25 protein-coding genes are annotated in these 25,775 nt (G+C 70.2%); 11 read left to right on the plus strand and 14 right to left on the minus strand.

Annotated elements, in window-relative coordinates; genetic code table 11:
- The first annotated feature begins 127 nt into the window (after positions 1–127).
- Together cysI and H9658_RS03820 are read left to right on the plus strand one after the other, a co-directional pair.
- Positions 128–1,852, plus strand: a complete 1,725-nt coding sequence (gene cysI / locus H9658_RS03815) for an assimilatory sulfite reductase (NADPH) hemoprotein subunit (protein ID WP_191824406.1) — start codon at positions 128–130, stop codon at positions 1,850–1,852.
- Entirely contained in the window at positions 1,849–2,589 is a 741-nt protein-coding gene (locus H9658_RS03820; RefSeq protein ID WP_184414758.1) for a phosphoadenylyl-sulfate reductase, read from the plus strand. The genes cysI and H9658_RS03820 overlap by 4 nt, the downstream gene beginning before the upstream one ends.
- 517 nt (positions 2,590–3,106) lie before the next feature.
- Here H9658_RS03820 and H9658_RS03825 read toward each other — a convergent pair.
- The 3 genes from H9658_RS03825 to H9658_RS03835 all read right to left on the minus strand — a co-directional run bounded on the left by H9658_RS03825 (position 3,107) and on the right by H9658_RS03835 (position 7,139).
- Complete coding sequence (locus tag H9658_RS03825; protein ID WP_191824407.1) at positions 3,107–4,600, minus strand: PepSY-associated TM helix domain-containing protein; 1,494 nt, start codon at positions 4,598–4,600, stop codon at positions 3,107–3,109.
- Entirely contained in the window at positions 4,600–6,660 is a 2,061-nt protein-coding gene (locus H9658_RS03830) for a TonB-dependent receptor (RefSeq protein ID WP_225209724.1), read from the minus strand. The genes H9658_RS03825 and H9658_RS03830 overlap by 1 nt, the downstream gene beginning before the upstream one ends.
- 68 nt (positions 6,661–6,728) lie before the next feature.
- A complete protein-coding gene (locus tag H9658_RS03835; RefSeq protein WP_318241171.1) occupies positions 6,729–7,139 on the minus strand; it encodes a DUF2946 family protein in 411 nt (136 codons plus the stop codon).
- Between the two features lie 87 nt (positions 7,140–7,226).
- Between H9658_RS03835 and H9658_RS22855 the strand changes: the two genes are divergently transcribed.
- From H9658_RS22855 to H9658_RS03865, 6 genes are all read left to right on the plus strand, one after another.
- Positions 7,227–7,634, plus strand: coding sequence for a hypothetical protein (locus H9658_RS22855; protein ID WP_225209725.1), 408 nt, complete (start codon positions 7,227–7,229; stop codon positions 7,632–7,634).
- An 11-nt stretch (positions 7,635–7,645) separates the two neighbouring features.
- A complete protein-coding gene (locus H9658_RS03845) occupies positions 7,646–8,629 on the plus strand; it encodes a DUF6976 family protein (protein ID WP_191824408.1) in 984 nt (327 codons plus the stop codon).
- 108 nt (positions 8,630–8,737) lie between these two features.
- Complete coding sequence (locus tag H9658_RS03850) at positions 8,738–9,070, plus strand: ArsR/SmtB family transcription factor (RefSeq protein ID WP_191824409.1); 333 nt, start codon at positions 8,738–8,740, stop codon at positions 9,068–9,070.
- Between the two features lie 36 nt (positions 9,071–9,106).
- Positions 9,107–9,532: an arsenate reductase (glutaredoxin) gene (gene arsC, locus H9658_RS03855; protein ID WP_191824410.1), complete on the plus strand. Its 426-nt coding sequence runs from the start codon at positions 9,107–9,109 to the stop codon at positions 9,530–9,532.
- Positions 9,522–10,259 carry an arsenical resistance protein ArsH gene (gene arsH / locus H9658_RS03860; protein WP_318241172.1) on the plus strand — a complete coding sequence of 246 codons (738 nt, stop codon included), beginning with the start codon at positions 9,522–9,524 and terminating at the stop codon, positions 10,257–10,259. The genes arsC and arsH overlap by 11 nt, the downstream gene beginning before the upstream one ends.
- Positions 10,260–10,327: 68 nt before the next feature.
- Entirely contained in the window at positions 10,328–11,536 is a 1,209-nt protein-coding gene (locus H9658_RS03865; RefSeq protein ID WP_191824411.1) for a sensor histidine kinase, read from the plus strand.
- Between the two features lie 42 nt (positions 11,537–11,578).
- Here H9658_RS03865 and H9658_RS03870 read toward each other — a convergent pair whose 3' ends face one another.
- Positions 11,579–12,166, minus strand: coding sequence for a phospholipid scramblase-related protein (locus tag H9658_RS03870; RefSeq protein WP_179566746.1), 588 nt, complete (start codon positions 12,164–12,166; stop codon positions 11,579–11,581).
- On the opposite strand from H9658_RS03870, the gene H9658_RS03875 reads away from it, so the two are divergent.
- A complete protein-coding gene (locus H9658_RS03875) occupies positions 12,165–12,377 on the plus strand; it encodes a hypothetical protein (RefSeq protein WP_191824412.1) in 213 nt (70 codons plus the stop codon). The two genes, H9658_RS03870 and H9658_RS03875, sit on opposite strands and share 2 nt — an antisense overlap.
- On the opposite strand, the gene H9658_RS03880 is transcribed toward H9658_RS03875, so the two are convergent.
- The gene (locus H9658_RS03880; protein WP_179566748.1) at positions 12,367–13,350 is read right to left on the minus strand and encodes a LysR family transcriptional regulator; all 984 of its coding nucleotides are present in this window, start codon (positions 13,348–13,350) and stop codon (positions 12,367–12,369) included. The two genes, H9658_RS03875 and H9658_RS03880, sit on opposite strands and share 11 nt — an antisense overlap.
- A gap of 168 nt (positions 13,351–13,518) precedes the next feature.
- On the opposite strand from H9658_RS03880, the gene cobA reads away from it, so the two are divergent.
- Positions 13,519–14,742, plus strand: coding sequence for a uroporphyrinogen-III C-methyltransferase (gene cobA / locus H9658_RS03885; RefSeq protein WP_191824413.1), 1,224 nt, complete (start codon positions 13,519–13,521; stop codon positions 14,740–14,742).
- A gap of 29 nt (positions 14,743–14,771) precedes the next feature.
- Positions 14,772–15,731 (plus strand): cysteine synthase A, encoded by a 960-nt coding sequence (gene cysK / locus H9658_RS03890; protein WP_191824414.1) that lies wholly within the window; start codon positions 14,772–14,774, stop codon positions 15,729–15,731.
- A 455-nt stretch (positions 15,732–16,186) separates the two neighbouring features.
- Here cysK and xdhC read toward each other — a convergent pair whose 3' ends face one another.
- From xdhC to H9658_RS03935, 9 genes are read right to left on the minus strand one after another with little or no spacing between them, the layout of a single operon-like run.
- A complete protein-coding gene (gene xdhC, locus H9658_RS03895) occupies positions 16,187–17,254 on the minus strand; it encodes a xanthine dehydrogenase accessory protein XdhC (RefSeq protein WP_191824415.1) in 1,068 nt (355 codons plus the stop codon).
- Positions 17,244–19,574 carry a xanthine dehydrogenase molybdopterin binding subunit gene (xdhB, locus tag H9658_RS03900; RefSeq protein WP_191824416.1) on the minus strand — a complete coding sequence of 777 codons (2,331 nt, stop codon included), beginning with the start codon at positions 19,572–19,574 and terminating at the stop codon, positions 17,244–17,246. The genes xdhC and xdhB overlap by 11 nt, the downstream gene beginning before the upstream one ends.
- Positions 19,567–21,036 (minus strand): xanthine dehydrogenase small subunit, encoded by a 1,470-nt coding sequence (gene xdhA, locus H9658_RS03905; protein ID WP_191824417.1) that lies wholly within the window; start codon positions 21,034–21,036, stop codon positions 19,567–19,569. Before xdhA ends, xdhB begins: the two co-directional genes overlap by 8 nt.
- Before the next feature lies 1 nt (position 21,037).
- A complete protein-coding gene (gene uraH, locus H9658_RS03910) occupies positions 21,038–21,403 on the minus strand; it encodes a hydroxyisourate hydrolase (RefSeq protein WP_191824418.1) in 366 nt (121 codons plus the stop codon).
- Positions 21,367–22,812, minus strand: coding sequence for an FAD/NAD(P)-binding protein (locus tag H9658_RS03915; RefSeq protein ID WP_191824419.1), 1,446 nt, complete (start codon positions 22,810–22,812; stop codon positions 21,367–21,369). Before H9658_RS03915 ends, uraH begins: the two co-directional genes overlap by 37 nt.
- A complete protein-coding gene (uraD, locus tag H9658_RS03920) occupies positions 22,809–23,300 on the minus strand; it encodes a 2-oxo-4-hydroxy-4-carboxy-5-ureidoimidazoline decarboxylase (protein WP_191824420.1) in 492 nt (163 codons plus the stop codon). Before uraD ends, H9658_RS03915 begins: the two co-directional genes overlap by 4 nt.
- Positions 23,297–23,677: an oxalurate catabolism protein HpxZ gene (gene hpxZ / locus H9658_RS03925; protein WP_179566773.1), complete on the minus strand. Its 381-nt coding sequence runs from the start codon at positions 23,675–23,677 to the stop codon at positions 23,297–23,299. Before hpxZ ends, uraD begins: the two co-directional genes overlap by 4 nt.
- On the minus strand, positions 23,674–24,567 hold the full coding sequence (puuE, locus tag H9658_RS03930) for an allantoinase PuuE (RefSeq protein WP_191824421.1): 894 nt from the start codon (positions 24,565–24,567) through the stop codon (positions 23,674–23,676). Before puuE ends, hpxZ begins: the two co-directional genes overlap by 4 nt.
- Positions 24,564–25,760, minus strand: coding sequence for a pyridoxal-phosphate-dependent aminotransferase family protein (locus tag H9658_RS03935; protein ID WP_225209756.1), 1,197 nt, complete (start codon positions 25,758–25,760; stop codon positions 24,564–24,566). Before H9658_RS03935 ends, puuE begins: the two co-directional genes overlap by 4 nt.
- Positions 25,761–25,775 lie beyond the last annotated feature (15 nt).

A 25,775-nucleotide genomic window follows, 5' to 3' on the forward strand; every position in this document is an offset into this window, starting at 1 on the left:
CTGGGATTGGGGAGTCGGGATTGGGGATTCGCAAGAGCGCATTTCTGGAGTGTTGCGATCTTTTGCTGTGTTCACCCGTCGGTCCGCTTTGCCAATTCCGAATCCCAAATCACGAATCCCTGCTGCCATGAGCCACTCCGTCGAAGACATCAAAGCCGAAAGCCGCCGCCTGCGCGGGTCGCTGCTGCAGAGCCTGGCCGATCCGGTCACCGGGGCGCTGCGCGAGGACGATCAGACGCTGATCAAGTACCACGGCAGCTACCAGCAGGACGATCGCGACCTGCGCGACGAGCGGCGCCGGCAGAAGCTCGAACCGGCCTACCAGTTCATGATCCGCACGCGCACGCCGGGCGGGGTGATCACCCCGGAGCAGTGGCGCAAGCTCGACGCCATCGCCACCACCTACGGCAACCACTCGCTGCGCGTCACCACGCGCCAGGCGTTCCAGTTCCATGGGGTGATCAAGCGCGAGCTGAAGGCGACGATGCAGGCGATCAACGCCGCGCTGATCGATACCCTGGCCGCCTGCGGCGACGTCAACCGCAACGTGCAGGTCGCCGCCAACCCGCTGGCCTCGCGCGCGCACGCCACGCTGTACGCCGATGCGGCGCGCGTGTCCGAACACCTGCTGCCCAATACCCGCGCCTACTACGAGATCTGGCTGGACGAAGAGCAGATCGTCGGCAGCGGCCAGGAACAGGAGCCGATCTACGGCGACACCTACCTGCCGCGCAAGTTCAAGATCGGCTTCGCGCTGCCGCCGATCAACGACGTGGACGTGTTCGCCAACGACCTGGGCTTCATCGGCGTGCTCGGCGCGGACGGCGAACTGGCCGGCTACAACGTCAGCATCGGCGGCGGCATGGGCGCCACCCATGGCGACGCCGAGACCTATCCGCGCGTGGCCAACGTGATCGGCTTCATCGCGCGCGACCAGCTGCTCGATGTCGCCACCGCCGTGGTCACCACCCAGCGCGATCTCGGCAACCGCACCGTGCGCAAGCGCGCGCGCTTCAAGTACACCATCGACGACCACGGCCTGGATGTGGTCGTCGCCGAGATCCAGCGCCGCGCCGGCATCGCGCTGCAGCCGACCCGCGCGTTCGCGTTCGAGCACAACGGCGACCGCTACGGCTGGAGCGAAGGCGAGGATGGCCGTGCGCACCTGACCCTGTCGCTGCCGGCCGGGCGCATCGCCGACCATGACGGCGGCGCGCGCCATCTCAGCGGCCTGCGCGAGATCGCCGAACTGCTGCAGCGCGACGGCGATGGCGCGCATTTCCGCATGACCTCCAACCAGAACCTGGTCATCGCCGGCATTCCGGCCGCGCAGCGCGAGGCGATCGACACCCTGGTGCGCGCGCACGCGCTGGACGCCGGCAACCAGGCGCGTACCGCGCTCGCGCGCGCGGCGATGGCCTGCGTGGCGCTGCCGACCTGCGGCCTGGCGATGGCCGAGGCCGAGCGCTACCTGCCCGACTTCGCCGGCAAGCTGGAGCCGTTGCTGGACCGGCACGGGCTGCGCGAGGCGCCGATCCTGCTGCGCATCTCCGGTTGCCCGAACGGTTGCTCGCGGCCGTATCTGGCCGAGATCGCGCTGGTCGGCAAGGCCCCCGGCCGCTACAACCTGATGCTCGGCGCCGATCACCGCGGCCAGCGCCTGAACACGCTGTACCGCGAAAACATCGGCGAGCCGGAAATCCTCGACGCGCTGGATCCGCTGTTCGCGCGTTACGCCAACGAACGCGACGCCGACGAGGGCTTCGGCGATTTCCTGCACCGCAGCGGCCTGGTCGCGCTGCCTGCCTACCCCACCCACCGCCATCTCATTCCTTCGGAACTGCACGCATGAGCGCCCTGCCCGCCTCCGCCCACCACGATTCCGCCAACGCGCCGGCCACGGCATGGGACCTCGACGCGGTCAACGCGTTGCTGGCGCCGATGACCGCCGTGCAGCGCGTGGCCTGGGCGCTCGAACACGGCCCGGCCGAGGCCGCGCTGTCGTCGAGCTTCGGCGCGCAGTCGGCGGCGACGCTGCACCTGCTGACCCAGCAGTTGCCGGACATCCCGGTGATCCTGATCGATACCGGCTACCTGTTCGCCGAAACCTACCGCTTCGCCGACGCGCTCACCGACAAGCTCAAGCTCAACCTCAAGGTGTACCGGCCGCTGGTCAGTCGCGCCTGGATGGAAGCGCGCCATGGCCGCCTGTGGGAACAGGGCATGGTCGGCATCGAGCAGTACAACAACCTGCGCAAGGTCGAGCCGATGCGCCGCGCGCTGGACGAACTGAAGGTCGGCACCTGGTTCACCGGCCTGCGCCGCAGCCAGTCCGACAGCCGCGCGCAGACCCCGTTCGTGCAGAAGCGCGGCGAGCGCTACAAGATCAACCCGATCGCCGACTGGAGCGACCGCGACCTGTGGCAGTACATGCAGCAGCACGGCCTGCCGTACCATCCGCTGTGGGAAGAAGGCTACGTGTCGATCGGCGACTTCCACACCACCCGCCGCTGGGAACCGGGCATGCGCGAGGAAGACACCCGCTTCTTCGGCCTCAAGCGCGAGTGCGGCATCCACGAGGACATCTGAGGCGAGCTTGTCGCAGGCCCTCTGCGAGCCCGCGCCCGCCTTTTCTGTGGAAGCGACTTCGGTCGCGACGAACGCAGCGATGAACCTTCCAGCTTCGGATACGGTCGGGACTGAAGTCCCTCCTACAGCGCACCCAGCAGACACCTCGCGCAGCCCCTGTAGGAGCGGCTTCAGCCGCGACAAACGAAGCGGTGAACCTTACGGCTTCGGATACAGCCGGGACGGAAGTCCCTCCTACAGCGCACCCAGCAGACACCTCGCGCAGCTCCTGTAGGAGCGGCTTCAGCCGCGACGAACGAAGCGGTGAACCTTCCGGCTTCGGATACAGCCGGGACTGAAGCCCCTCCCACAGGGCACCCGGTGAGCCGACCGCGAGCCCCTTGTGGGAGCGACTTCAGTCGCGACGAGCAGAACGAGGAACCTTGCGGATTCTGATGCTGATGCCATCGGGACCGACGTCCTCACGCAGTACACCCAGCGAATTGGCTGCGAACCCCATGCGCCAAACAGCACCGCGTCACTCCCGCCGCAGCACCCACCACCAATCCAGCGCCAGCATCAGCAACAGCGACACCCCGACCAGCGGGAACAGCACGCCGCCGATCGCCAGCAGCACGAGCACGCCGCGCAAGGTGCGCCGGTCCGCCGGCAGCGGCGGCACGCCCAATCCGCCGGCCGGGCGCCGCTTCCACCACATCAGCGCGGCGCTGACGCACAACAGCAGGATGCCGATGCACGAGACGATCAGCAGCAGCTGATTGAACGTGCCGTATTGCTGCCCCAGGTGCACGTTGATGCCCCATTCCAAGGCCTTCGCCATGGGCCCGTAATCGGCGTAGCGCATGTCCAGCAGCACCTTGCCGCTGTACTGGTCGAGGTGGATCACCCGCTGCTGCGCAAGATCCGGCGGATACACCGACGCGGTGTAGACACCGCGCACGCCGCGCGGCAGCGCCACGCTGTAGCCGGCAGCGATACCCCGCGCCTGGAACCGCGCCACCGCCGCGTCCAGGCCGATCGCGCCGGGTGCCGGCGCCATCGCCTCCATGGCGTTCATCGCCATGCCGCCATGCGCGGCATGCTCCGCATGCGCATCGTTGCCGTTGTCCGCCGCGTTCGATGCCGAAGCAGCATCCGCATTCGCCGCCGCGGGCATCGGCATCGGCATCGGCATCGGCATCGCTGCAGTCTGCGGCAGCTGCGACTGCGGCAACCGCGCCTGGCGCAGCGACCAGGCCGGCACCTCTGCGTCGCTCAGGCGTTGCGTGGACATCGGCACGTCCACGCGCAGGCCAGCCGGATAGCCATAGTGGTGGCCATTGGCGAGACGGTTGACCTGCGCGCCCCAGAACCATGACCACGGCATCCCGGTCAGCGCCAGGAACAGCAGCATCGCGCCGACCACGCTGCCGGTCAGCGCATGCGTATCGCGCCAGAACACGCGTTGCGGCGGCCGTCCGCGCACCGTCGTGACGCCGCCGCGGCGGCCGCGCGGCCACCACAGGTAGACGCCAGTCAGCACCAGCAGGATCGCCCAGCCCGCGGCCACTTCGATCAGTGCGCTGGCCCACGGCCCGACCAGCGCGAGACTGTGCAGGCGCCGGATCGTCCACGCCACCGTGCCGTGCTCGGGCAAGCTGCCCAGCACGCGCGATCGATACGGATCCACGTACACCACCACGCGGCGGCCATCGGCGGTCCCCACGGTCACTTCCGCCGACGCATCGCGCCGCAGCGGCGTGGTGTAGCGCAATGCCTGCCCAGGCTGCGCCGCCAGCGCCACTGCGAGCAGGCGCTGCGGCGCGACGGCCCGTGCCTGCGCCGGCACCTGCACCGTCTTCAGCGCACGGTGGAAGTAGCCATCGATCGGCTGCTGGTAGACGAAGGCGGCACCGGTCAGCGCCAGCCACGCCAGCAATGGCAGCACCAGCAGGCCGGCGTAGAAATGCCAGCGCCACACGGCGCGGTAGAAGCGCGCCGGCGGCGCTGCCGTCGGGTTCGGCATCGCCATCACCATCCCCAACTGAGGCTGGCGTACAACGCGCGGCCGTCGCCCGGCGAGTAGCCGGACGAGCCGCTGTCGTACCAGGCGTAGACGTAGTGGCGATCGGTCAGGTTCTTCAGCTGCAGCGACAGCTCGCGCTGCGCGCGCCATGCCCACGTCGCGCCGACATTGGCCAGCGCGTAGCCGCCGTAGCGGCCCAGCGTATTGCTGCGTTCCAGGTAGTAGTCGCCTTGCGCATTGCCCCAGGCCGACAGCTTCAGCCGCGGCGTGGCCTGCCAGTCGATGCCGGCGGTGGCCAGGTAGTGCGGCACGTTCTCGATCTCCTTGCCACGCGTGGCCGGCGCGCTCGGATCGGGCGTGACGATCAGCGCGCGCTGCCGCGAATACGCCAGCCACAGCGTCCAGCGCTCGTCAGGACGCAGGGTCAGCTGCGCATCCCAACCGCGACGCAAGGTCTTGCCGACGTTGCCGACCTCGCCGGTGCCGACCGTGCCATCGACGCCGAGGATGGTCGCCACCTCGTCGGACGCGCGCTGCTCCCAATAGGCGATGCGCGCATCCAGCCGCTTGGCGTCGGCGAACTTCAGGCCGGCTTCCCAGCCGTCGTTGTACGACGGAGCCAGGTTGCCGGGCTGGCTGCGGTAGGCGCCGTTGCCGCTGCCGATCTGGAAGGTGCGGCCCAGGTTGGCATAGGCGCTGGTCTGCGCGGTCAGCGCGAACACCGCGCTGAGCTTGGGCTGCTTGATCGCGCCGTAGGCGTAGGCCGGGTAGCGCGCGCCGCCGAGCCGGTCGCGGAAGCTGCCGTCGACCCAATCCACGCGGTAGGCCGGCACCAGTTGCAAACGCGCGAACGGGCGGATCACCGCCTGCACATAGACCCCGCGCGTGTCCAGATCGAAATCCCAGTCGCGCAGCGGCGCGGTGCGCACCCGCGCCACCGTGCGATAGCGTTGCGAGGTGTTGTCCTGCCATTGCCCGTCGACGCCGCCTTCCAGCGCGAACGACGTCACCCAGTCCACTTCGGGACGCCAGCTGGCCTTGGCCAGGAAACCGCGCTGGGTCTCGTCGGTATCGCGCTCCTGCTGCGCGCCGGCGGCGGTGAAGCGCACCCAGCGCTGGTTTTGGTAGCGATTCCAGTACAGCGTGGCGCTGCCCTGCACGGCATCGGCCAATTGCGCATCCAGGTGCAGGCTCACCTGCCCGGTCTGGCGTTCGCTGCGGTCGTCGCGCGCATAGTCGGGCGAACTGCGCGGTGCGCGTTGTGCGCTGGCGTAATCCAGATAGCCTGCTTCCAGCGCTTCGTTGCGGTAGTAGCGCGCACTGAGCCCGGCCCGCCAGGCCGCGTCCGGCGCGGTGTAGAACCACTTGCCGGCGAAGGCACGCTTGCGCGCGTCGGCATGGTCGCGGTAGCCATCGCTGTCGCGCCAGGCAGCGAAATAGTTCTGACTCCAGCCGCCGCGTTCGATGCCCTGGCTGGCCTGCACCTCGCGCGTGCCGAAGCTGCCGGCGGTGACGCTGGCGCGGCCGTCGTTGCCGCCGCTGCGGGTCAGCACATCGACGCTGCCGGCGATGGCGTTCAAGCCGTAGCGCGGATCGTTGGTGCCGCGCACGATCTCGATCGCGGCGATGTCCAGCGGAAACACCGCATCCAGGTACGGCATGCCGCCGGCGTTGTCGTTGCTGGGAACGCCGTCGATCAGCAGCTTGACCGCGTTGACCCGGCCTTCGCCGTTGAAGCCGCGGAACGAGAAACGGCCGGCGTCGGTGCCCATCTTGAACTGAGTGACCTGCACCCCGGGCGCGCGCATCAGCAGCTCCCAGCTGTAGTCCACATGCTGGTCCTGCAGCAGGTCGCCGCCGAGGATGTCCACGGAACTGAGAACGCTGCGCGCGGTCGGCAAGGACAGCGGATCGGCCCGGACCTGGACCTTGCCCAGGGTCAAGGCGGAATCGCCGACGGGCGGTTGCACGCCGCCGTCGCCGGCATGCGTCGGCAGGGAGACGCTGGCCGCGAAACAGGCGCAGCCGTACGCCGCCAGACGCGGCACGGAAAAGAAACGGATCATCGATGGCTCCATCAGCACGAAGACGCGCCGCGGCGACGCCACGGCACGAAAGAACAGCCGTTCGTGTTTCAGGAGTACAGCGGAGGCCCGCGTGCGGCGTGAGCGCGCCAGATGCCCGTGTCCACCACCGGCGCGCGCGGCGCGGCCAGCGGCGCGCGCTGGCGCAACCACGGCAACACCAGCAACAGCAACGCCAGCAAGGGCAGCAGGCGCGCGGCCAGCAGGCAGTAATCGCACGCCTGCTCGTGCGCCATGCCGCCGTCGTCATGGACGCCGGCGTGGGCAGGCGACGACGCCGCAGGCAACGCAAGCACCGATTGCAGGCCGCGGCTGGTGCACAGCGCCTCCGCCGCGGCAGCGGCCCAGTCGCCGGACCGCGCCTGCTGCCAACGGCTCAGCAACGGCGCAGCCAGCATCAGCGCGATCGCCAGCAGGGCGAGCGCTCCCCAAAGCGACGTTGGCTGGCGGCGACGGATCACCGCCGCAGTCTAGGGCCTGTTGCCCGGCTCGCGGAAGGCCCTGCGACAGCTTGACGCATGTGCGGCAAGGCGGGACGCGCGGTGTGCATGCCGCCGGGCGACCGCACACGGCGCGCCGATCCGGCCGCGGCAGTGACCCAGCCCCCACTTCGGCGACAGGAATCGCTTACAGCGTGGCGCGGTGCTCAAGCCCTGTCGGGCCGTGTCGATACCTGCACCGAAGCCACGCCTGTGCGTCGGCCATTCGAAGACTTCATCCGTGGAGGGACGAAGATGATTCCGAGCAAAAGCCATCCCAAGTGGGTTCCGCTGCTCCGCGGCGATACCAAGCTGCAGTTCAAGGTATTCGCCGGGAACATGATGCTGAGCCAGTGCGCGCGCAAGTTGAAAAGCGATGCGTCGCCGCAGACCGTACAGGCCTGCATCGACGAGGCGCACGCGTTCTTCAGCAAATACGAAAATCTCTACAAGGCCGAGCTGCAGGCCCACTTCTGAGGAGAAGCGACATGCTGATGACACGCGAACAAGCGGCGCAGAAGATCCAATCCGGCGCCACGCTGTACCTGGCCGGCGACCAGGCCCTGCTCGACAGCCTGCCCAAGGGCAACTGGATTGGCGGCACCATCCCCTATTTCATGGACAAGCAAGGCGGCACCCACAGCCGCGAACTGATCTTCGTCAGCGAGCAGGGTCCTTGCGTCAGCGGCTCGAGCGTGCGCTGGTACGACGTGGGCGAACTGCCGTCCATCGCCAGCGACTCGCCCGATCACGGCTTCAGCGTGATCATCCTGCCGGCGACCAGCCAGGCGCACGTGCGCTATGCGCAGGATTCGCCCGACTACCCCGGGCTGTTCATGAAGAACATCGTCGGCTGGGTGTCCGGCGTGGACCTGGCGGACCTGGGCAAGCTGGCGCCGCGCATCTACGACGGCACCAGCGGCAAATCCTACAGCGAAGGCTGCGTGGCGCTGCACGCGACGCTGCCGGAGGACAAGATGGTCTCGGTCGGGATCGTCAACTGCTTCGAGCAGGGCGATGGCGACGTGATCACCTTCGCCCAGGACGGCTTCGACGTCGGCCAGGCGCTGGTCAACGGCGAGCCGCGCGACTTCGCCGAATACCTCACCGCCAACCAGATCGACGTGCGGCTGCCGCTGGTCGCCGACTACAACGGCGAGAAGATCAACGCCAGCATCCAGTCGATCGACCAGGACGCGCGCAAGGTCACGCTCTACGCGCCGGTGTTCCGCGGCGTGGAGTACCGCATCGCCGCACCGGTGGCCAACTACGTCGAGGAATTCTCGCGGCAATTGCCACAGACCGTGAGCAGCCCCGAGTTCAGCTGCAACTGCATCCTCAACTTCCTGTACTCGGAACTGGAGGGCAAGCGCACCGGCGAACTGATCGGACCGGTGACCTTCGGCGAAGTGGCCTACCAGTTGCTCAACCAGACCATGGTGTACCTGCAGATCGAGGACATGCCGACCTGAGCGCCGCACAACGGCTCCACCCGGCGGGCGCAGCGATGCGCCCGTCGTCGTTTGTGGAACGGGGCCACGCGCTTGCTTCATTTCGTAATTTCTGGAATTATCGAATTGATGGACACCGACAGCACCGTTTCCGCCCTGCGCGCGCTCGCCCACGGGCACCGCCTGGCCGCCTACCGTGCGCTGGTCCAGGCCGGGCCGGACGGCATGGCGGTGGGCGAATTACGCGCCGCATTGGGCCTGGCCGCGGCCACGCTGACCGCGCACCTGCATGTGCTGCGCGGGGCCGGCCTGATCGCCGACGAACGCCAGGGCCGGGTGATCCGGCTGCGCGCCGACTACGCGCGCATGTACGCGCTGATCGGCTTCCTGACCGAAAACTGCTGCGGCAATGGCAGCTGTTCCCCCGACGCTGCAGCGCCCGCCGCCGCGCGCGTGCCATAGCGCAGCGCCCTCCTCCCTATCGCACCGAGTCTCCCGATGAGCGCCATCACGATCTACCACAACCCCGCCTGCGGCACCTCGCGCAATGTCCTCGGACTGATCCGCAACAGCGGCGTGGAACCGACCGTGGTCGAATACCTGATGACCCCGCCGGACCGCGCCACCCTGCAGGCGCTGATCGCGGCACTGGGCATCCCGCTGCGCGAGGCGATCCGGCAGAAGGGCACGCCCTACGCCGAACTGGGCCTGGACGACCCGGCGCTGAGCGACGACGCATTGCTCGACGCGATGCTGCAGCACCCGATCCTGATCAACCGGCCGATCGTGGTCACCGCACTGGGCACGCGCCTGTGCCGGCCGTCGGAAACGGTGCTGGAGATCCTGCCCTCGCCGCAGCGCGGCGCCTTCGCCAAGGAAGACGGCGAACCCCTGATCGACGCGGACGGCCGCCGTGTCGGTTGACCTGTCCGAGCTGCCGAACCTGGACCCGGCCGCGTTCGTGCGCCCGGATCCGCTGGCGCCGAGCGCCGCCCGCGCCACGCATCCGCCGCGCATCCTGCTGCTGTACGGCTCGTTGCGCGAGCGCTCCTACAGCAAGCTGCTGGCGCTGGAAGCGGCGCGGCTGCTGCAGGCGATGGGCGCGGAAACGCGCCTGTTCGATCCGCGCGGCCTGCCGCTGCCCGACGCCGCCCCCGACAGCGATGCGAAAGTGCAGGAACTGCGCGAGCTGACCCTGTGGAGCGAAGGCATGGTCTGGTCCTCGCCGGAACGGCACGGCGCGATGAGCGGCGTGCTCAAGGCGCAGATCGACTGGATCCCGCTCAGCCAGGGCGCGCTGCGCCCCACCCAGGGCAAGACCCTGGCGCTGCTGCAGGTGTCCGGCGGCTCGCAGTCGTTCAATGCGCTCAACCAGATGCGCGTGCTCGGCCGCTGGATGCGCCTGCTAACCATCCCCAACCAGTCGTCGGTGGCTAAGGCCTGGCAGGAATTCGACACCCCCGGACGGATGCTTCCCTCGCCCTATTACGACCGGCTGGTGGACGTGATGGAGGAACTGCTCAAGTTCACCCTGCTCACCCGCGACCTGGCGCCGTACCTGGTCGACCGCTACAGCGAACGCCGGCCGGGCACCGATTCCCTGGCCGCGGCATCGGGCGCGGCACCGCCGGCGGTCGTTGCGTCGACGTGAAGACCGCGTCGTCAAAATGTGTGATCGGTACCATAGACTGAGCGACTCACCGTCGCCGAGCCGTTCGCATGTCTTCCGTCGCACCCGCTGCCGGCCCGGTCTATTGCGCCGCCAAGCCCGGCAACGAAACGCTGCGCCTGGACGCGTTGCATAGCTACGCGATCCTGGACACGCCGCGCGAGCCGGCCTTCGACGACATCACCCGCCTGGCGGCGATGATCTGCCAGACCCCGATCGCGGTGGTCAACCTGATCGACAGCGAGCGGCAGTGGTTCAAGAGCGAGATCGGCCTGGGCACCCGGGAAACCCCGCTGGCGACCTCGCTGTGCGCGCACGCATTGCTCGAGGACGACCTGCTGCTGGTGCCGGATACGCGCGAGGATCCGCGCTTCGCCTCCAATCCGCTGGTCACCGGCGCAGAACGCCTGCATTTCTACGCCGGCGCCTTGCTGAAGACCTCCGACGGCCTGCCGCTGGGCACCGTCTGCGTGCTCGACCGGCGCGCGCGGCAGCTGACCTACGAACAGATCGAAGCGCTGCGCGCGCTGGCGCGGCAGGCGATGGCGCAGCTGGAACTGCGCAAGGCACTGGCGCTGGCGCAGGAATCCAACCATTACCGCAGCCGCCTGCTGGCCATCGCCGGCCACGACCTGAAGACGCCGCTGCGCACGGCGTCCTATGCGTTGGCCAAGGTCCAGCGCCAACTCGATGCGGTCGGCAGCGTGCCGCTGGACGAGGCGCGCAAGGCGCTGAACCAGGTCGCCGCCGGCCTGGACGATCTCGCCACCAGCGCGGTCGCCGGCGGTGAGCACAGCCTGCCGGTGCAAGGCGAGGTGGCCCTGGGCGAGCTGCTCGGCCCGATCCTGGACACCTGGCGGCCGCAGGCCGCGGCCAAGGGACTGCGGCTGCGCTACGTGCCGACCAACCTGCGCGTGCGCAGCCACGCCACGCTGCTGGCCACGTTGCTCGGCAACCTGCTCGGCAACGCGGTCAAGTACACCGAGCACGGCTCGGTGCTGATCGGCTGCCGGCGCCGGCGCGATCACGTGGTGGTGGAGATCATCGACAGCGGCATCGGCATGGACGGCGACAGCCTGCGCACCCTGTTCCAGGCGTTCCGCCAGGCCGATCCGCGCAGCGAAGGACTCGGCCTGGGACTGTGGATCGTGCGCCGCACCGCCGAGACGCTGGGCTGCAGTGTCGAGGTGCGCAGCCGCCCGGGCCAGGGCAGCCGCTTCTCGGTCACGCTGCCGCTGGCGAGCGCGACCAACGCCTGAGCGCCACCGCACCGCGCGCACCGTGGCGCGCGGCACTGCGGGTTATTCCTTCAGCACCATGTCGATGCACAGCACCGCGGCCATGATCAGGATGCGCACGTCGTCCTCGCTCGGCACCGCATTCTCGATCGCGAGCATGTAGTTGTCGGCCGAGGTGAACAGCTCCTTGCCCAGCCCGGCCCACTTCTTGGACACCCGCGCCAGTTCGCGCTCGCCCTGCACGAAGCGGAAATCCCAACTGGTCCATTTGCCGCGCAGCGTGCACACCAGCTTCTCGCGCGCATCGAGCACGTCGAACTTGCCGCCGATGGAGAAGAACTTCTGGCTGAAGGAACCGACTAGGCGATCGTGTTCGTCCAGCACCTCGACCTTGGACAGGAACAGCGAGAAACCGCGCTTGACCGTCAGCACCTTCTGCCCGTTCGGGGTGCGCACCTCCACATGGAACGGGGTCATGCGCTTGTAGTCGCTGAAACGGAAGATCTTGGTGAACAGGCCCAGGTTCGGCTCGCGGCATTCGAGCACCTTCTGGTTGCTCTGCGGATCGAACACGTCGTAGTTGTTGGCGGCCTTGAACATGCCGACCTGCTCCTTGACGAAGAACAGGTTCTGCTGGAGGACGGGGTGCATGGACATCCTTGTTTCGGATAAAAGAGCGCGCACCGTAGCGGCCGCGCGCAAGGATGGCAATGGCATGCCCGAACGGCGCGGCATCGGCGCGCAGCGACGAGCGCGCCGTGTGCGCGGCGCCACCGGCGAGCGCCGCTGCGGATATCGCCCGACCGGAGCGGCAAGCGCCAGGCGCGGCGAAGACGCCGCAGCGGCGCCGCTCAGCTGGTGATGGTCTGGGTCAGCTCTTCCCAGGTCGGCGGGGTCGGCCAGTCCGGTTCCTGGTTGCCTTCCATGACCCGGCGCAGGTCGCGGGTGTCGATCTGCGGCGCCAGCACATGCACCAGTTCCAGCGCGTAGTCGCGCAGCACGCGGTCGCGCGGCAGCACCGCCCAGGCGATGCACTCGGGGATCTCCGGCGGCGCCGGCCAGGCGCGCAGGTCGGTGTCGCCGGCATGCACCGCCATTTCCGCGAGCAGGCCGACGCCGAGCCCGGCGCGCACGTAGGTCTTGATCAGATCGGCGTCGAGCGCGGTCAGGGCGATGCTCGGCTCCAGCCCGAGCCGGGCGAAGGCGCGCTGCAACGAAGAGCCGGAGCGGGTCGAGGATTCGTAGCTGATCAGCGGCTGCACCGCCAGCGCGGCCATGTCCGGCACCCGCTTGGGCACGTCCAGCGCATGCCCACGCGGCACCAGCACCAGCCGCCGCCAGCGGTACAGCGGCACCGCGATGCCGGCGCCCGGCTCGCTGCCGGCGGTGCTGACGATGGCGATGTCGGCATCGCCCTGGCTGAGCAGGTCCAGCGCCGCACTCTCGGCGGCCTGCTGCAGGTGCACGCTGACCTGCGGATACGCCTGCTTGATCTGCGCCACCGCCGGCGGCAGCACGAAGCGCGCCTGGGTGTGGGTGGTGGTCAGGGTCAGCTGGCCCTGGCTCTCGCGGCGCTGGTTGGCGGCGTAGGTGCGGATGTTGTTGGCCTCGGCCAGCACCGCACGGGCGCGCTCGATCACCTCGCGGCCGGCCGGGGTCACCGTCTCCAGGCTGCGGCCCTTGCGCACGAACAGCAGGAAACCGAGTTCGTCCTCCAGCTGCTTGAGCTGCTTGGACAGCCCCGGCTGGGTGGCGTGCACGCGCGCCGCGGCCAGGGTGATGTTGAGATCGGCATCGGCGATGGCGACGAGGTAGCGGAGTTGGGTCAGCGTCATCGGAGCGAGGGCGAGGCGCCGCCTGGCGGGAGCAGCCACGACTGTAGTGGAAATGGGCCACTCACCTTATAACCGAAAGCTATCTGGTAGAGGCATGAAGTCATTTCCGGAGGCTATAAGCCGGCGCTACGGTCACTCTTCCCACCTCCTTCCTGCGTTGCGACCGCCGTGAGCCCTGCCCCGATTGCGTTGTATCCGGACCTGCGCGAGCGGCCCGTACTGGTGGTCGGCGGCGGCACAGCCGCCGAGCGGCAGGTGCAGGCGCTGCTCGCGGCCGGCGCGCTGCCGCGGCTTGGCGCGCCGGCACTGACGCAGGCATTGCAGGCCTGGGCCGATGCCGGGCGCATCCAGTGGCTGCACGGCCGCTTCGATGGCGCCTGGCTGGACGCGGTGTGGTACCTGGTCGCCGCCAGCGACGACCCCGTGCTGAACCGGCAGGCGCTGCAGGCGGCCGCCGCGCAACGGGTGCTGGCGCAGGACGCGATCGGCACAGCCGATCCGGCCGCAGCCACAGCGTCGGCGGACGCCGCCGGCGACGGCATCGGCGCATCCGCCGCTGCGGCGCAGGCGCAGGCGCACGCGCTCCGTCCCGGCACGGTGACCCTGGTCGGCGCCGGCCCCGGCGATCCCGGCCTGCTGACGCTCAACGCGCTGCGCGCGCTGCGCAGCGCCGACGTGGTCCTGCACGACCGCCTGGTCAGCGCCGCGATCCTGGAACTGCTGCCTGGCACCGCCGAACGGATCGAAGTCGGCAAGTCGGCCAGCGGCCACAGCGTGCGCCAGGAGCAGATCCACGCGCTGATGCTGGAGCACGCGCGACACGGGCGCCGCGTGGTGCGGCTGAAGGGCGGCGATCCGTTCGTGTTCGGCCGCGGCGGCGAGGAACTGGAATACCTGCGCGCGCACGGCGTGCCCTACGCGGTGGTGCCGGGCATCACCGCGGCACTGGCCTGCGCGGCCTACGCCGGCATCCCACTGACCCATCGCGAGCACGCGCAATCGCTGCGCCTGGCCACCGCGCACTGCAAGGAATCGTTCGACACGCTGGACTGGGCCGCGCTGGCGCAGGAACGGCAGACCCTGGCGGTGTACATGGGCGTGGCCGGACTGGACACGGTGCGCGAACGCCTGCTGCGCGCCGGCCGCGCCGCCGACACGCCGTTCGCGCTGGTGGAAAACGGCTCGCGCCCGCAGCAACGGGTGGTGGTCGGCACCCTGGCCGACCTGCCCGACACCGCCCGCGCGCACCAGGTGCGCTCGCCGGCGTTGCTGATCCTCGGCGAGGTGGCCGCGCTGGCGAGCCCCCTGCACTGGTTCGGCGCCGCACCGCTGACCGCACCGCCCTCACCTTTCCCGAAGCCGGCCGTGCCTACCCTGGCCCACGCCGCCTGACCCGCATCCCTTTTCCGGAGACCCTGCGCATGGCCATCTACGACAACATCCTCGACACCATCGGCCATACCCCGATCGTCAAGCTGCACCGCCTGCCGCCCGAGCAGGTGAGCCTGTACGTCAAGGTCGAGGCGTTCAATCCCGGCGGCTCGGTCAAGGACCGCCTGGCGCTCGCGATCGTGCTCGACGCCGAGGCCAAGGGCCTGCTCAAGCCCGGCGATACGATCGTCGAAGCCACCTCCGGCAACACCGGCGTGGCCCTGGCGATGGTCGCCGCCGCGCGCGGCTACAAGTTCGTGGCAACGATGGTGGAGACCTTCTCGATCGAGCGCCGCAAGCTGATGCGCGCGTTCGGCGCCAAGGTGATCCTGACCCCGGCCGCCGAGCGCGGCAGCGGCATGGTGCGCAAGGCCGAGGAACTGGCCCAGCAGCACGGCTGGTTCCTCGCACGCCAGTTCGCCAACCCGGCCAACCCCGCCTACCACCGCAGCACCACCGCCGCGGAAATCCTGCGCGATTTCGCCGGCCGCCGGCTGGATCATTTCGTCAGCGGCTGGGGCACCGGCGGCACCCTCACCGGCGTCGGCGAAGTGCTGCGCGTGGCGCGTCCGGACGTGCGCATCACCGCCACCGAGCCGGCCGGCGCGGCCTTGCTGCAGGGCCAGGAGTGGAAGCCGCACAAGATCCAGGGCTGGACCCCGGACTTCGTGCCCGAGGTGCTCAACCGCGAGGTCTACGACGAAGTGCTGAGCGTGGAGGACACCGATGCGATCTCCGTCTCGCGCCGTCTTGCCGCCGAGGAAGGCATCTTCACCGGCATCTCCGGCGGCGCCACCGTGGCCACCGCGCTGCGCGTGGCCGAGACCGCGGCGCCCGGTTCGGTGATCCTGGCGATGCTGCCGGACACCGGCGAGCGCTACTTCTCCACCCCGCTGTTCGCCGACATCAACGAAGGCTCCGACGACGACTGGCTGGCCGGGCTGCCGTAACGGCGCGTGGTACGGCGCGGCCGCAGCGTGCGGCTACGCTGGCCTGGCCTGGCCTGGCAGTATCACAGCGGCGTGGCGTCGCGTCGCGCAGGGAGGGGCTTTCGGCCCCGACCCCATTCCAACTCGGCAGGGTCCACTGTGGGAGGGACTTCAGTCCCGACGCTTTCCGGCATCGGAAAGTACACCGCTGCGTTCGTCGCGGCTGAAGCCGCCCCTACATGCGCCTTCGGACAGCGGGCTGAGTGCACTGTAGGAGGGGCTTCAGCCCCGACAGGCTGTGCCCGAAGTCGAACCTCCCCACTTCGCTCGTCGCGGCTGAAGCCGCTCCTACATGCGCCTTCGGACAGCCGGCTGGGTGCACTGTAGGAGGGGCTTCAGCCCCGACAGGCTGTGTCCGAAGTCGAGCCTCTCTCACTTCGCTCGTCGCGGCTGAAGCCGCTCCTACAAGGGCGATGTCAGCGTGCGGCGAGCACAGCTTGGGGCAGCGGCAGCCCGTCCCCTTGCGCCTGATCCGCGATCGAACGCTGCGCCGCCAACGCCGATGTGCGCAGCAACAACTGCGCGACCACCGCCACCGCGATCACCGCCGGGGCCTTGCCCTCGATCCCCGGCAGGCCGATCGGACAGGTCAGCCGCGCCTGCGCGGCGTCGCCCAGGCCGTCGTGGCGCAATCGCGACAGGAACCGCGCGCGCTTGGAGGCCGAGCCGATCAGGCCGACGAAGCCGGCACGTCCGGCCAGCGCCGCGGTGGTGAGCCGATAGTCCAGCGCATGATCGTGGGTCAGGATCAGCAGCAGCGCGTCGTCCGATGCGGCGCCGGCGCGCGCGAGCAATGCGGATTCGTCCAGATGCGCCGCGCCGGCGGCAGCCGCCAGCTCCGCGCGCGGATCGGACCAGTCCAGCGCGAACGGCAGGCCGTGCAGCGCATGCGCGATGGCGATGCCGACGTGGCCGGCGCCGAACAGATACAGCGGCGTGCGCCGTGGGCCGATCGCCTGCGCCAGCAGCGCGCCGGCCGTGGGCGCCGGTGCACGCAGCGATAGCGCTTGCGATGGCGCATCGCCGATGCGGTGATCGAGGCGGTCAGGCAGCAGCCGGGTCAGCAACGTGCGTCCCAACGTCGCCTCTTGCAGCCAGTCGCTGCGCGCCGGATCCAGCCGCTCCAGCAGCAGGCGCACGCGGCCGCCGCAGCACTGGCCGAGCAGGTCGTCGGCCTGGGCGTGTCCCGCGCAGTCCGCGCAAGCACCGTTGCAGTGCAGCGCGCGCGCCGGCGCGACCGCGCCCAGCGTGTAGTCCTGCACTAGCCAACTGCCCGGCGGCTGCGCGAGCAACTCGCGCGCTAGCGCACAGGCGCGCCACTCGAGCACGCCGCCGCCGATGGTGCCGATGCTGCCGTCGGCGCTCACCAGCATGCGCGTGCCGGCCTCGCGCGGGGTCGAACCGGCGGTGGCCAGCACCGTGACCAACGCGGTCGCACCACGCGCCAATGCCGCTTCGGCCTGCAGGCTCCAGTCAGCGCGCATCGGCGTTGCCCGCCGCGATCGCGGCCAGGATCCGTTCCGGCGTGGCAGGCGCGTCCAGCGCCGGCACGCCAGCACCCGACACCGCCGCGGCCACCGCCTGGGTCAGCGCCGAGAACACCGAGATCGCCAGCATCAGCGGTGGTTCGCCGACCGCCTTGGAACGATGGATGGTCGCCTCTTCGTTGCGGCCGGCCTGCCACAGGCGGATGTCCATCCGCGCCGGGCGATCGCTGGCGGTGGGAATCTTGTAGGTGGACGGCGCATGGGTCAGCAGCCGGCCGTGCGCGTCGTAGACCAGTTCCTCGGTGGTCAGCCAGCCCATGCCCTGGACGAAGCCGCCCTCGATCTGGCCCAGATCGATCGCCGGATTCAGCGAACGGCCGACGTCGTGCAGCACGTCCACCGCCAGCACACTGTGCTCGCCGGTCAACGTGTCGATCACCACTTCGCTCAGCGCCGCGCCGTAGGCGAAGTAGTAGAACGGGCGGCCGCGGTGGCTGGCGCGGTCGTAGTAGATCTTCGGCGTGGCGTAGTACCCGCTGGCCGCCAGCGAGATGCGCGCCATGTGCGCCTGCCGGCACAGCGCGCCGAACTCCAGTTCCAGGTGGCCGGCGACGACCTTGCCGGCAGCGAAGCGCACCTGCTCCGGCGCCACGCCGCTGCGCTCGGCGGCCAGCGCCGCCAGGCGCGCGCGGATATCGCTGGCCGCGTTGTAGGCGGCCATGCCGTTGAGGTCGGTACCCGAGGACGCCGCGGTGGCCGAGGTGTTGGGCACCTTGTCGGTGCGCGTGGCGGTGATGCGCACGCGCTCGGTCTCGATGCCGAACACGTCGGCGACGATCTGCGCGACCTTGATCATCAGCCCCTGGCCCATCTCGGTGCCGCCGTGGTTGAGCTGCACCGAGCCGTCGGCATAGACCAGCACCAGCGCGCCGGCCTGGTTGAGGTGGCTGGTGGTGAAGCTGATGCCGAACTTCACCGGGGTCAGCGCCAGGCCTTTCTTCAGCACCCGGTGGCGCGCGTTGAATGCGGCCACCGCCGCCTGGCGTGCGGCGTAATCGGTGCGCGCAGCCAGTTCCTCGATCAGCGCCGGCGCGACGTTGTCCTCCACGGTCATGCCGTAGGGAGTGACATTGCGGTCCGGCGCCGCGTACAGGTTGACACGGCGCACCGCCAGCGCATCGCGGCCCAGCGCGGCGGCGACCGCGTCCAGCACCCGCTCGATCGCCAGCATGCCCTGCGGCCCGCCGAAGCCGCGGAACGCGGTGTTGGACACGGTGTGCGTGCGCAGCCGGTGCGAGATGATCTCCACCACCGGCAGCCAGTAGCAGTTGTCGGCATGGAACATCGCGCGGTCGTTGATCGCCAGCGACAGATCGGTGGTGGCGCCGCAGCGTGAGGCCAGTTCCAGGCGCAGCGCCAGGATACGGCCGTCGTGGTCGAAACCGACGCTGTAGTCGACCAGGAAGTCGTGGCGCTTGCCGGTGATGCGCATGTCGTCATCGCGGTCGTAGCGCAGCTTGGCCGGGCGCCCGGTCAGTGCGGCGACCAGCGCGCAGGCCGCGGCCGGCGCCGCCGCCTGGGTCTCCTTGCCGCCGAACGCGCCGCCCATGCGCCGCACCTCCACGGTCACGTCGGCGCTGCGCAGCCCGAGCAGTTCCGCGATCAGGTGCTGCACCTCGCTCGGGTGCTGGGTCGAGGACAGCACATGCAGCTGGCCCTGCTCGCCGGGCAACGCCACGGCGATCTGCCCTTCCAGATAGAAATGCTCCTGCCCGCCGATCTCCAGCGCGCCGCTGCAGCGCCGCGGCGCCGCGGCCAGGGCGGCATCGACGTCGCCACCGCGCGCCATGCGCTGCGCCGGCTCCAGCGCCGCACCGGCGGCGCGCGCCTTGGCGATGCTGAGCAGCGCCGGCAGTGGCGCATACTCGACCAGCGCCAGCCGCGCGGCGCGCCGTGCCGCGGCGTGGCTGTCGGCAGCGACGACGAACAGCGGCTGGCCGTGATAGAGCACGTCGTCGCGCGCGAACAGCGGATCGTCGTGCGCGACCGGGGCGACGTTGTTCTCGCCGGGAATATCGGCGGCGGCGAACACCGCCACCACGCCGGGCGCCGCGCGTACCGGCGCCAGGTCCATGCGCAGCAGCCGCGCATGCGCGTGTTCGCTCAGGCCGAACGCCAGATGCAGCATGCCCGGCGGCTCGGGTAGGTCGTCGATGTAGCGCGCCTGCCCGCTGACATGCCCCTGCGCGCTGTCGTGGCGCAGCGAACGCTGCACCTGCGGCAAGGCCGCATCCGCGGTGGTCGGGACCTCAGCCATCGACCAGTTCCAAGGCCAGCACCGACAGCGGTTCGTGCGGATGCGCATGCCCGATCCACAACCGCCGCAGCAGGTTCGCGGCCACCGCCAGGCGATACGCCGCCGAGCCGCGCGCATCGCTGAGCGGGCTGAAGTCCTGCGCCAGCGTGGCCGCGGCGGCCTCGAGCGTTGCCTCGCTCCAGGGCTGGCCGCGCAACGCCTGTTCGGCGCCACGCGCGCGCTGCGGAATGCCGGCCATGCCGCCGAAAGCGATCCGCGCCTGCGTCACCACACCATCGGCGATGCATAGCGCGAACGCGCCGCAGACCGCGGAGATATCGCTGTCGAAGCGTTTGCTGAGCTTGTCCACGCGGTACAGCGTGGCGGCCGCCGGGCGCGGCACGTGGACGCTTTCGACGAACTCGCCGGGCAGCCGTGCCTGGCGGCCGTAAGCCAGGAAGAACTCCTCCAGCGGCAAGCTGCGCCGTGCGTCGCCACGACGCAGGGTCAGCGTGGCGCCGAGCGCGATCAGCGCCGGCGGCATGTCGCCGATCGGCGAGCCGTTGGCGATGTTGCCGCCGATGGTGCCGGCGTTGCGCACCTGGGTCCCGCCGATGCGCCGCAGCAGTTCGCCCAGCGCCGGGTGCAACGTGGCCAATGCGGCATGCGCTTCGCTGTAGCGCACGCAGGCGCCGATGTTCAGACCGTCGGGTGTTTCGTGCAATTCGCGCAACTCGGGGATGTCGCCGATGAACACCACATCGTCGAGGACGCGCTGCTGCTTGGTCACCCACAGGCCGACATCGGTCGCGCCGGCGACCAGGCGCGCGTCGGGACGTTCCAGCAGCAACGCCGCCAGTTCGTCGGCGCTGCGCGGGGCCACGCTGCGGCGCACGCGGCCGGCCGCCGGATCGGCATGCGTTTGCGCCAGCGCGGTGCGGCGGCGCAGCGCGCGCAAGCCGGCGAGCGTGTCCGCATCGTCGCAGGGCGCGACCGGCACCGCCGCGCCGGCCTCCAGGATCGGGCCATAGCCGGTGCAACGGCACAGATTGCCGGCGATCACGTCGGCGACCGCCGCCTGCTCGGTGCCCAGCGCGCCGATGCTGCGCGCGTACAGCGACATCACGAACCCGGGCGTGCAGAAGCCGCATTGCGAGCCGTGGCGTTGCACCAATTCGTCCTGCAGCGGATGCAGCGCCCCCCCGGCGGCCAGGCTCTCCACGGTCAGCAGCGCCTTGCCGTCGAGCATCGGCACGAACAGGATGCAGGCGTTGAGCGCGCGCCAGCGCACCCGCTCGGCGCCGTCGGCACCGGCCAGCTCGCCGACCAGCACCGTGCACGCGCCGCAATCGCCCTCGGCGCAGCCTTCCTTGCTGCCGGTGCGGCCGAGCCGGTAGCGCAGCAGATCGAGCACGCTGGCGGTCGGATCCCCCGCATCCAGTTCCAGGACTTTCCCATCGAGCAGGAACCGCACCGCGTCCATCTCAGCTGCCCCGGTAGGTGGAATAGCCGAACGGCGAGACCAGCAGCGGCACGTGGTAGTGCGCGGCATCGGCCAGACCGAACGCGATCGGCACCACGTCCACGAACGGCGGCTCGGGCAAGGCCACGCCCTGGCCGCGGAAATAGTCGGCCACCGCGAATTCCAGCCGATAGCGGCCAGCCGCCAGCGTCAGTTCGCGCAGCGCCGGACAGCGCCCATCGGCATCGGTGACGCCGGCATGCAGCAGCGTCTGGCCGGCGAACAGCCGCACCGCCACGCCGACGGCGGGCACGCCGCGGCTCAGGTCCAGCACATGGGTCGATAGCGTGCTCATCCGACGCGTTCCTCCAGTTGCGGCAGCGGCCATTGGCCGACGAATTCGGGTTCGGCGTAGTCCATGTAGGCGCCGACGATCGCCTCGCGGTCGTCCAGGAACAACTGGTCGGCGACCGCCTTCACCAGCCGCGGCAACGCGTGCTTGAGCCCGGACAGCGCCGCCGCCGACAGGCCCAGGCTCAGCAGCGCGGAATAGTTGAACGCGAACAGGCCGTGCAGCGCCGAAGCGTGCTCGGGCGCGCGCGCCAACAGTTCGAAGCCCGGCCCCAGGTAGGGATGCGCGTCGAGCAGCGGCACCTCCTGCCCCTGCGGCGGACGGTAGCGGTCGCACCAGCGCGCGATGCCGTCGGCCACCGCGGCCAGTTCCGGGCGCAGCGCCGGATCGGTGACCAGGCCGGTGGACAGCACCACGAAATCGAACCGCAGGCGCCCGTGCGGCGTGGTCACCAGCACGCCGTCGGCGTCCTCGGCCACGTCCTGCCAGGGGCTGCCCAGATGCAGGCGGAAATTGGGCCAGGCCGCGGCGCGTTCGAAGGTGTCGTTGGTCGGCGGCTGGTTGTGGCGGAAGAACGTGGACATCATCGCGTACTTGTCGGCATCGGGCAGCGCGGCGAAGCGCGGGATGATGCCGCTGCGTTCCATGTGCCGGATCGGGTTGACCCGCGGCAGTTCCGAGCGGCGCAGGAACACGTGCACTTCGCCGACGCCTGCGGCCAGCGCGTGCTGGGCGTTGTCGAACGCCGACGCGCCGCCGCCGAGGATGCCGATGCGGCGCCCGGCCAGCGCCGCGTAGTCGATCGCTTCGGAGGTGTGCGCGTAGCGCGAGCGCGGCAGTTTCTGCGCCACCAGCGGCGGCACATGCCATTGCCCGCCGCCCTGGATGCCGGTCGCCAGGATCACCTTGCGCGCGAGCAGGCTGTCGCCGCCGGCCAGGTGCAACCGCTGCAGGCGCTGCGCCGGCAGCGGTTCGATGCGCAGCAGTCGCGCCTGGTTGCGCACCGGCAGGCCCAGCACCTCGCGGTACCAGCGCAGATAGTCCATCCAGTCCGCGCGCGGGATCTTGCCCAGCGCGTCCCAGCCCTGCGTGCCGTGCAGCGCTTCCCAGTAGGCACGAAAGGTCAGCGACGGCATGCCGAAGTCCAGCGCACTCAGTTCCTTCGGCGTACGCAGGGTGACCATGCGCGCATAGGTGACCCACGGCCCTTCCAGTCCGGCCGGGTTCTCGTCGATCACCAGGAGATTGGCGATGCGCTCGCGGATCAGGCCGAATGCCGCGCCCAGCCCGCTCTGCCCGCCGCCGACGACGACCACGTCGTAGACATGCTCCGCACCATGCTGCTGCGGCCGGGTCCAGTCGGAGCCGCCATGGCCGAGCCACTGCAGCTCGCGCGCGACCTGCGCCGACAACGCTTGCAAACCGCCGGCTGCCGCGGCGCTCATTGCAGGGCCTCCAGCCGCAAGCGCACGATCTTGCCGATCTCGTCGAGCGCGGTGGCGATCTCGGTGTCAGGCGTATTCGCCAGCCGCGCCTGCATCGCAGCGAGAATCCCGGCCTTGTCGGTCAGCCGCACGCAGACGATGAACGGAAAATCGAAGCGCGCGCGATAGGCCGCATTGAGTGCATGGAAACGTGCGAATTCCTCCGCAGTGAGCCGATCCAGCCCGGCCTGCGCCTGCTCGGCAGCCGAGGCCGCGGTGAGGCTGCCGTCGATCGCGGCCTTGCCGGCCAGTTCCGGATGCGCGCGGATCAAGGCCAGCCGCTCGTCGGCGCTGGCCGCGTGCAGCACCTGCAGCAGGCCCGCATGCAGGTCGGCGAACGGGCGCCGTGCCGCGGCCCGTTGCACCACCCACGGCGAATGCTCGAACAGCGCGTGCAGGCGCGCGACGAACTCGGCCTCGGGCAGCGCATTCCAGTCCACGCCGTTCATGCGTGGTCGCCCTGCAGCGACACATGCGCCGATACCACCTTCCAGCCGTCGGCGAAACGCACCCAGCTCTGGCTCTGGCGGCCGGGCCGGGTCGCGCCCTCGCGCAGGAATTCGGCATCGGCCGTGGCGAAGTCGCGCCCGTAGGCGACGATCTGCACGCGCAACAGGCGCCGCTGCGGCGACCCGCCGCGGCCGCGGCGGAATGCGCGGATCGCCTCGGCGCCGTACAGCGCTTCGCCGACGCCATAGCGCACCGTGGTCGGCGCATCGTGGAACAGCCGGTCCAATGCGGCGACGTCGTCGGCCATCAGCGCACGCTCGTAGTCGGCGAACGCCGCCTGCACTTCGGCCAGCACTTCGGGCGCGTCGACGATCATGCCGGATGCACCTGCTGCCAGTGGCGGGCGATGTCGATGCGCCGCGCGATCCAGGCCTGGCCGCTGGCCAGCGCATGATCGACGAAGCGGGCCAGCGCCAGCGCGCGTGCCGGACGTCCGGCGATGCGTCCGTGCAGGCCCACCGACATCATCCGCCCGCCTTCGGCGCACAGTTGCTCGAAGCTGTCGCGCAGGTAGCGGAAGAACGGTTCGCCGTCGGCGAAGCCGTTGTAGGCGACGAACTTCATGTCGTTGGCGTCCAGCGTGTACGGCACCACCAGTTGCGCGCGGCCATGGCGGCGGTCGTAGTACGGCAGGTCGTCGGCGTAGCTGTCGGCGTCGTAGACGAAGCCGCCCTCCTCGGCCACCAGCCGCGCGGTGTTGGGGCTGGTGCGGCCCTGGTACCAGCCCAGCGGGCGCGCACCGGTGACCTGCGTGTGCAGCGCGATCGCGGCGGCGATATGCGCGCGTTCGGTCGCCTCCGGCACCTGTTGGTAATCGATCCAGCGCAAGCCGTGGCTGGCGATCTCCCACTCGGCGTCGTGCATCGCCTGCACCGCTTCGGGATTGGCGGCCAGCGCCTGCGCCACGCCGAACACCGTCACCGGCACGCCGCGCGCGGCGAACAGCCGCTGCAGCCGCCAGAAGCCGGCGCGGCTGCCGTATTCGTACAGGCTCTCCATCGCCATCGCGCGTGCGCCAGGCTGGCTGTGCGCGCCGACCATCTCCGACAGGAACGCCTCCGAGCCGGCATCGCCATTGAGCACGCCGTTTTCGGCGCCTTCCTCGTAGTTGACGACGAACTGCAGCGCCACCCGCGCCCCGCCCGGCCACCGCGGGTCCGGCGGCTGCGCGCCGTAGCCGACCAGGTCGCGCGCCGCGCTCGTCATCCCTGCGCTCCGTCGGCATGCCAGGCGGCCAGCGCCGCATCCACGCCGGCACCCGGTGCGCAGGCATGGCCCTCGGCGCGCAGCACCGCTTCCAGCGCGCCCAGGGTGATCAGCACCTTGTGCTTCATCGCGTTGTAGCCCATCGCGCCGATCCGCCACAGCTTGCCCTGCAGCGGGCCGAACGCGGTGCCGATCTCGATCTCGAAATCCTCGCGCATGCGCCGCCGCACCGCCTCGCCGTCGATGCCGGCGGGAATCGCCACACCGGTGACGTTGGTCATGCGGTAGCGGTCGTCGCCGAACACCTGCAAACCCAGCGCACGCGCGCCGGCGGCGACCGCGCGGCCGGCCGCGGCATGGCGGGCGAAGCGCGCCGGCAGGCCTTCCTGCAGCGCCACGCGCGCGCACTCGCGCGCCGCGTATAGCATGCTGGTGGCCTCGGTGTGGTGGTTCAGGCGCTTGTCGGACCAGTAGTCCATGACCATCGCCAGGTCGAAATAGTTCGAACCGATGCGCACGCCGCTGCCGTTGGCGATGTCGTCGCGGACGATGCCGCGCTCGACGTGGCGGCGCGCGAAGATCGCCTCGGCGGCGCGCGCGGACACGGTGATCGGCGCCGAGCCGGACGGCCCGCCCAGGCACTTCTGCAGGCCGCCGGTGACCACGTCCACGCCCCAGGCGTCGCTGGCGATCGGCATGCCGCCGATGGTCGCGGTGGCATCGACATAGGACAGCGCGCCGGCGGCGCGGCACAGCGCGCCGAGGCCGTCCAGCGGCTGCGCCATCGTGGTCGAGGTGTCGCCATGCACGCAGGCGACCAATTTCGGCGCGAAGCGTTCGATCGCATCGGCCACCGCGTCCATCGGCACCACCTCGCCCCACGGCGCCTCCACGTTCTCGACCACCGCGCCGATGCGGCCGAGGATCTCGCCCAGCAGCAGGCCGAAGCGGCCGAAGTTCAGCACCAGCACGCGATCGCCCGGCGCCACCAGCGACACCAGCGCCGCCTCGATGCCGGCGCGCGCGGTGCCGTCGACCAGGAAGGTCCAGCGGTTCTCGGTCCCGAACAGCGGCCGGTACAGCGCCATCACCTGGTTCATGTAGCCGGTCATTTCCGGATCGAACTGGCCGAGCAGGTCGGCGGACATCGCGCGCAGCACGCGCGGATGCGCGTTGACCGGGCCCGGGCCCATCAGCAGGCGTTGCGG

It is taken from the genome of Xanthomonas bonasiae (assembly GCF_014836395.1).
Lineage (GTDB): Bacteria > Pseudomonadota > Gammaproteobacteria > Xanthomonadales > Xanthomonadaceae > Xanthomonas_A > Xanthomonas_A bonasiae.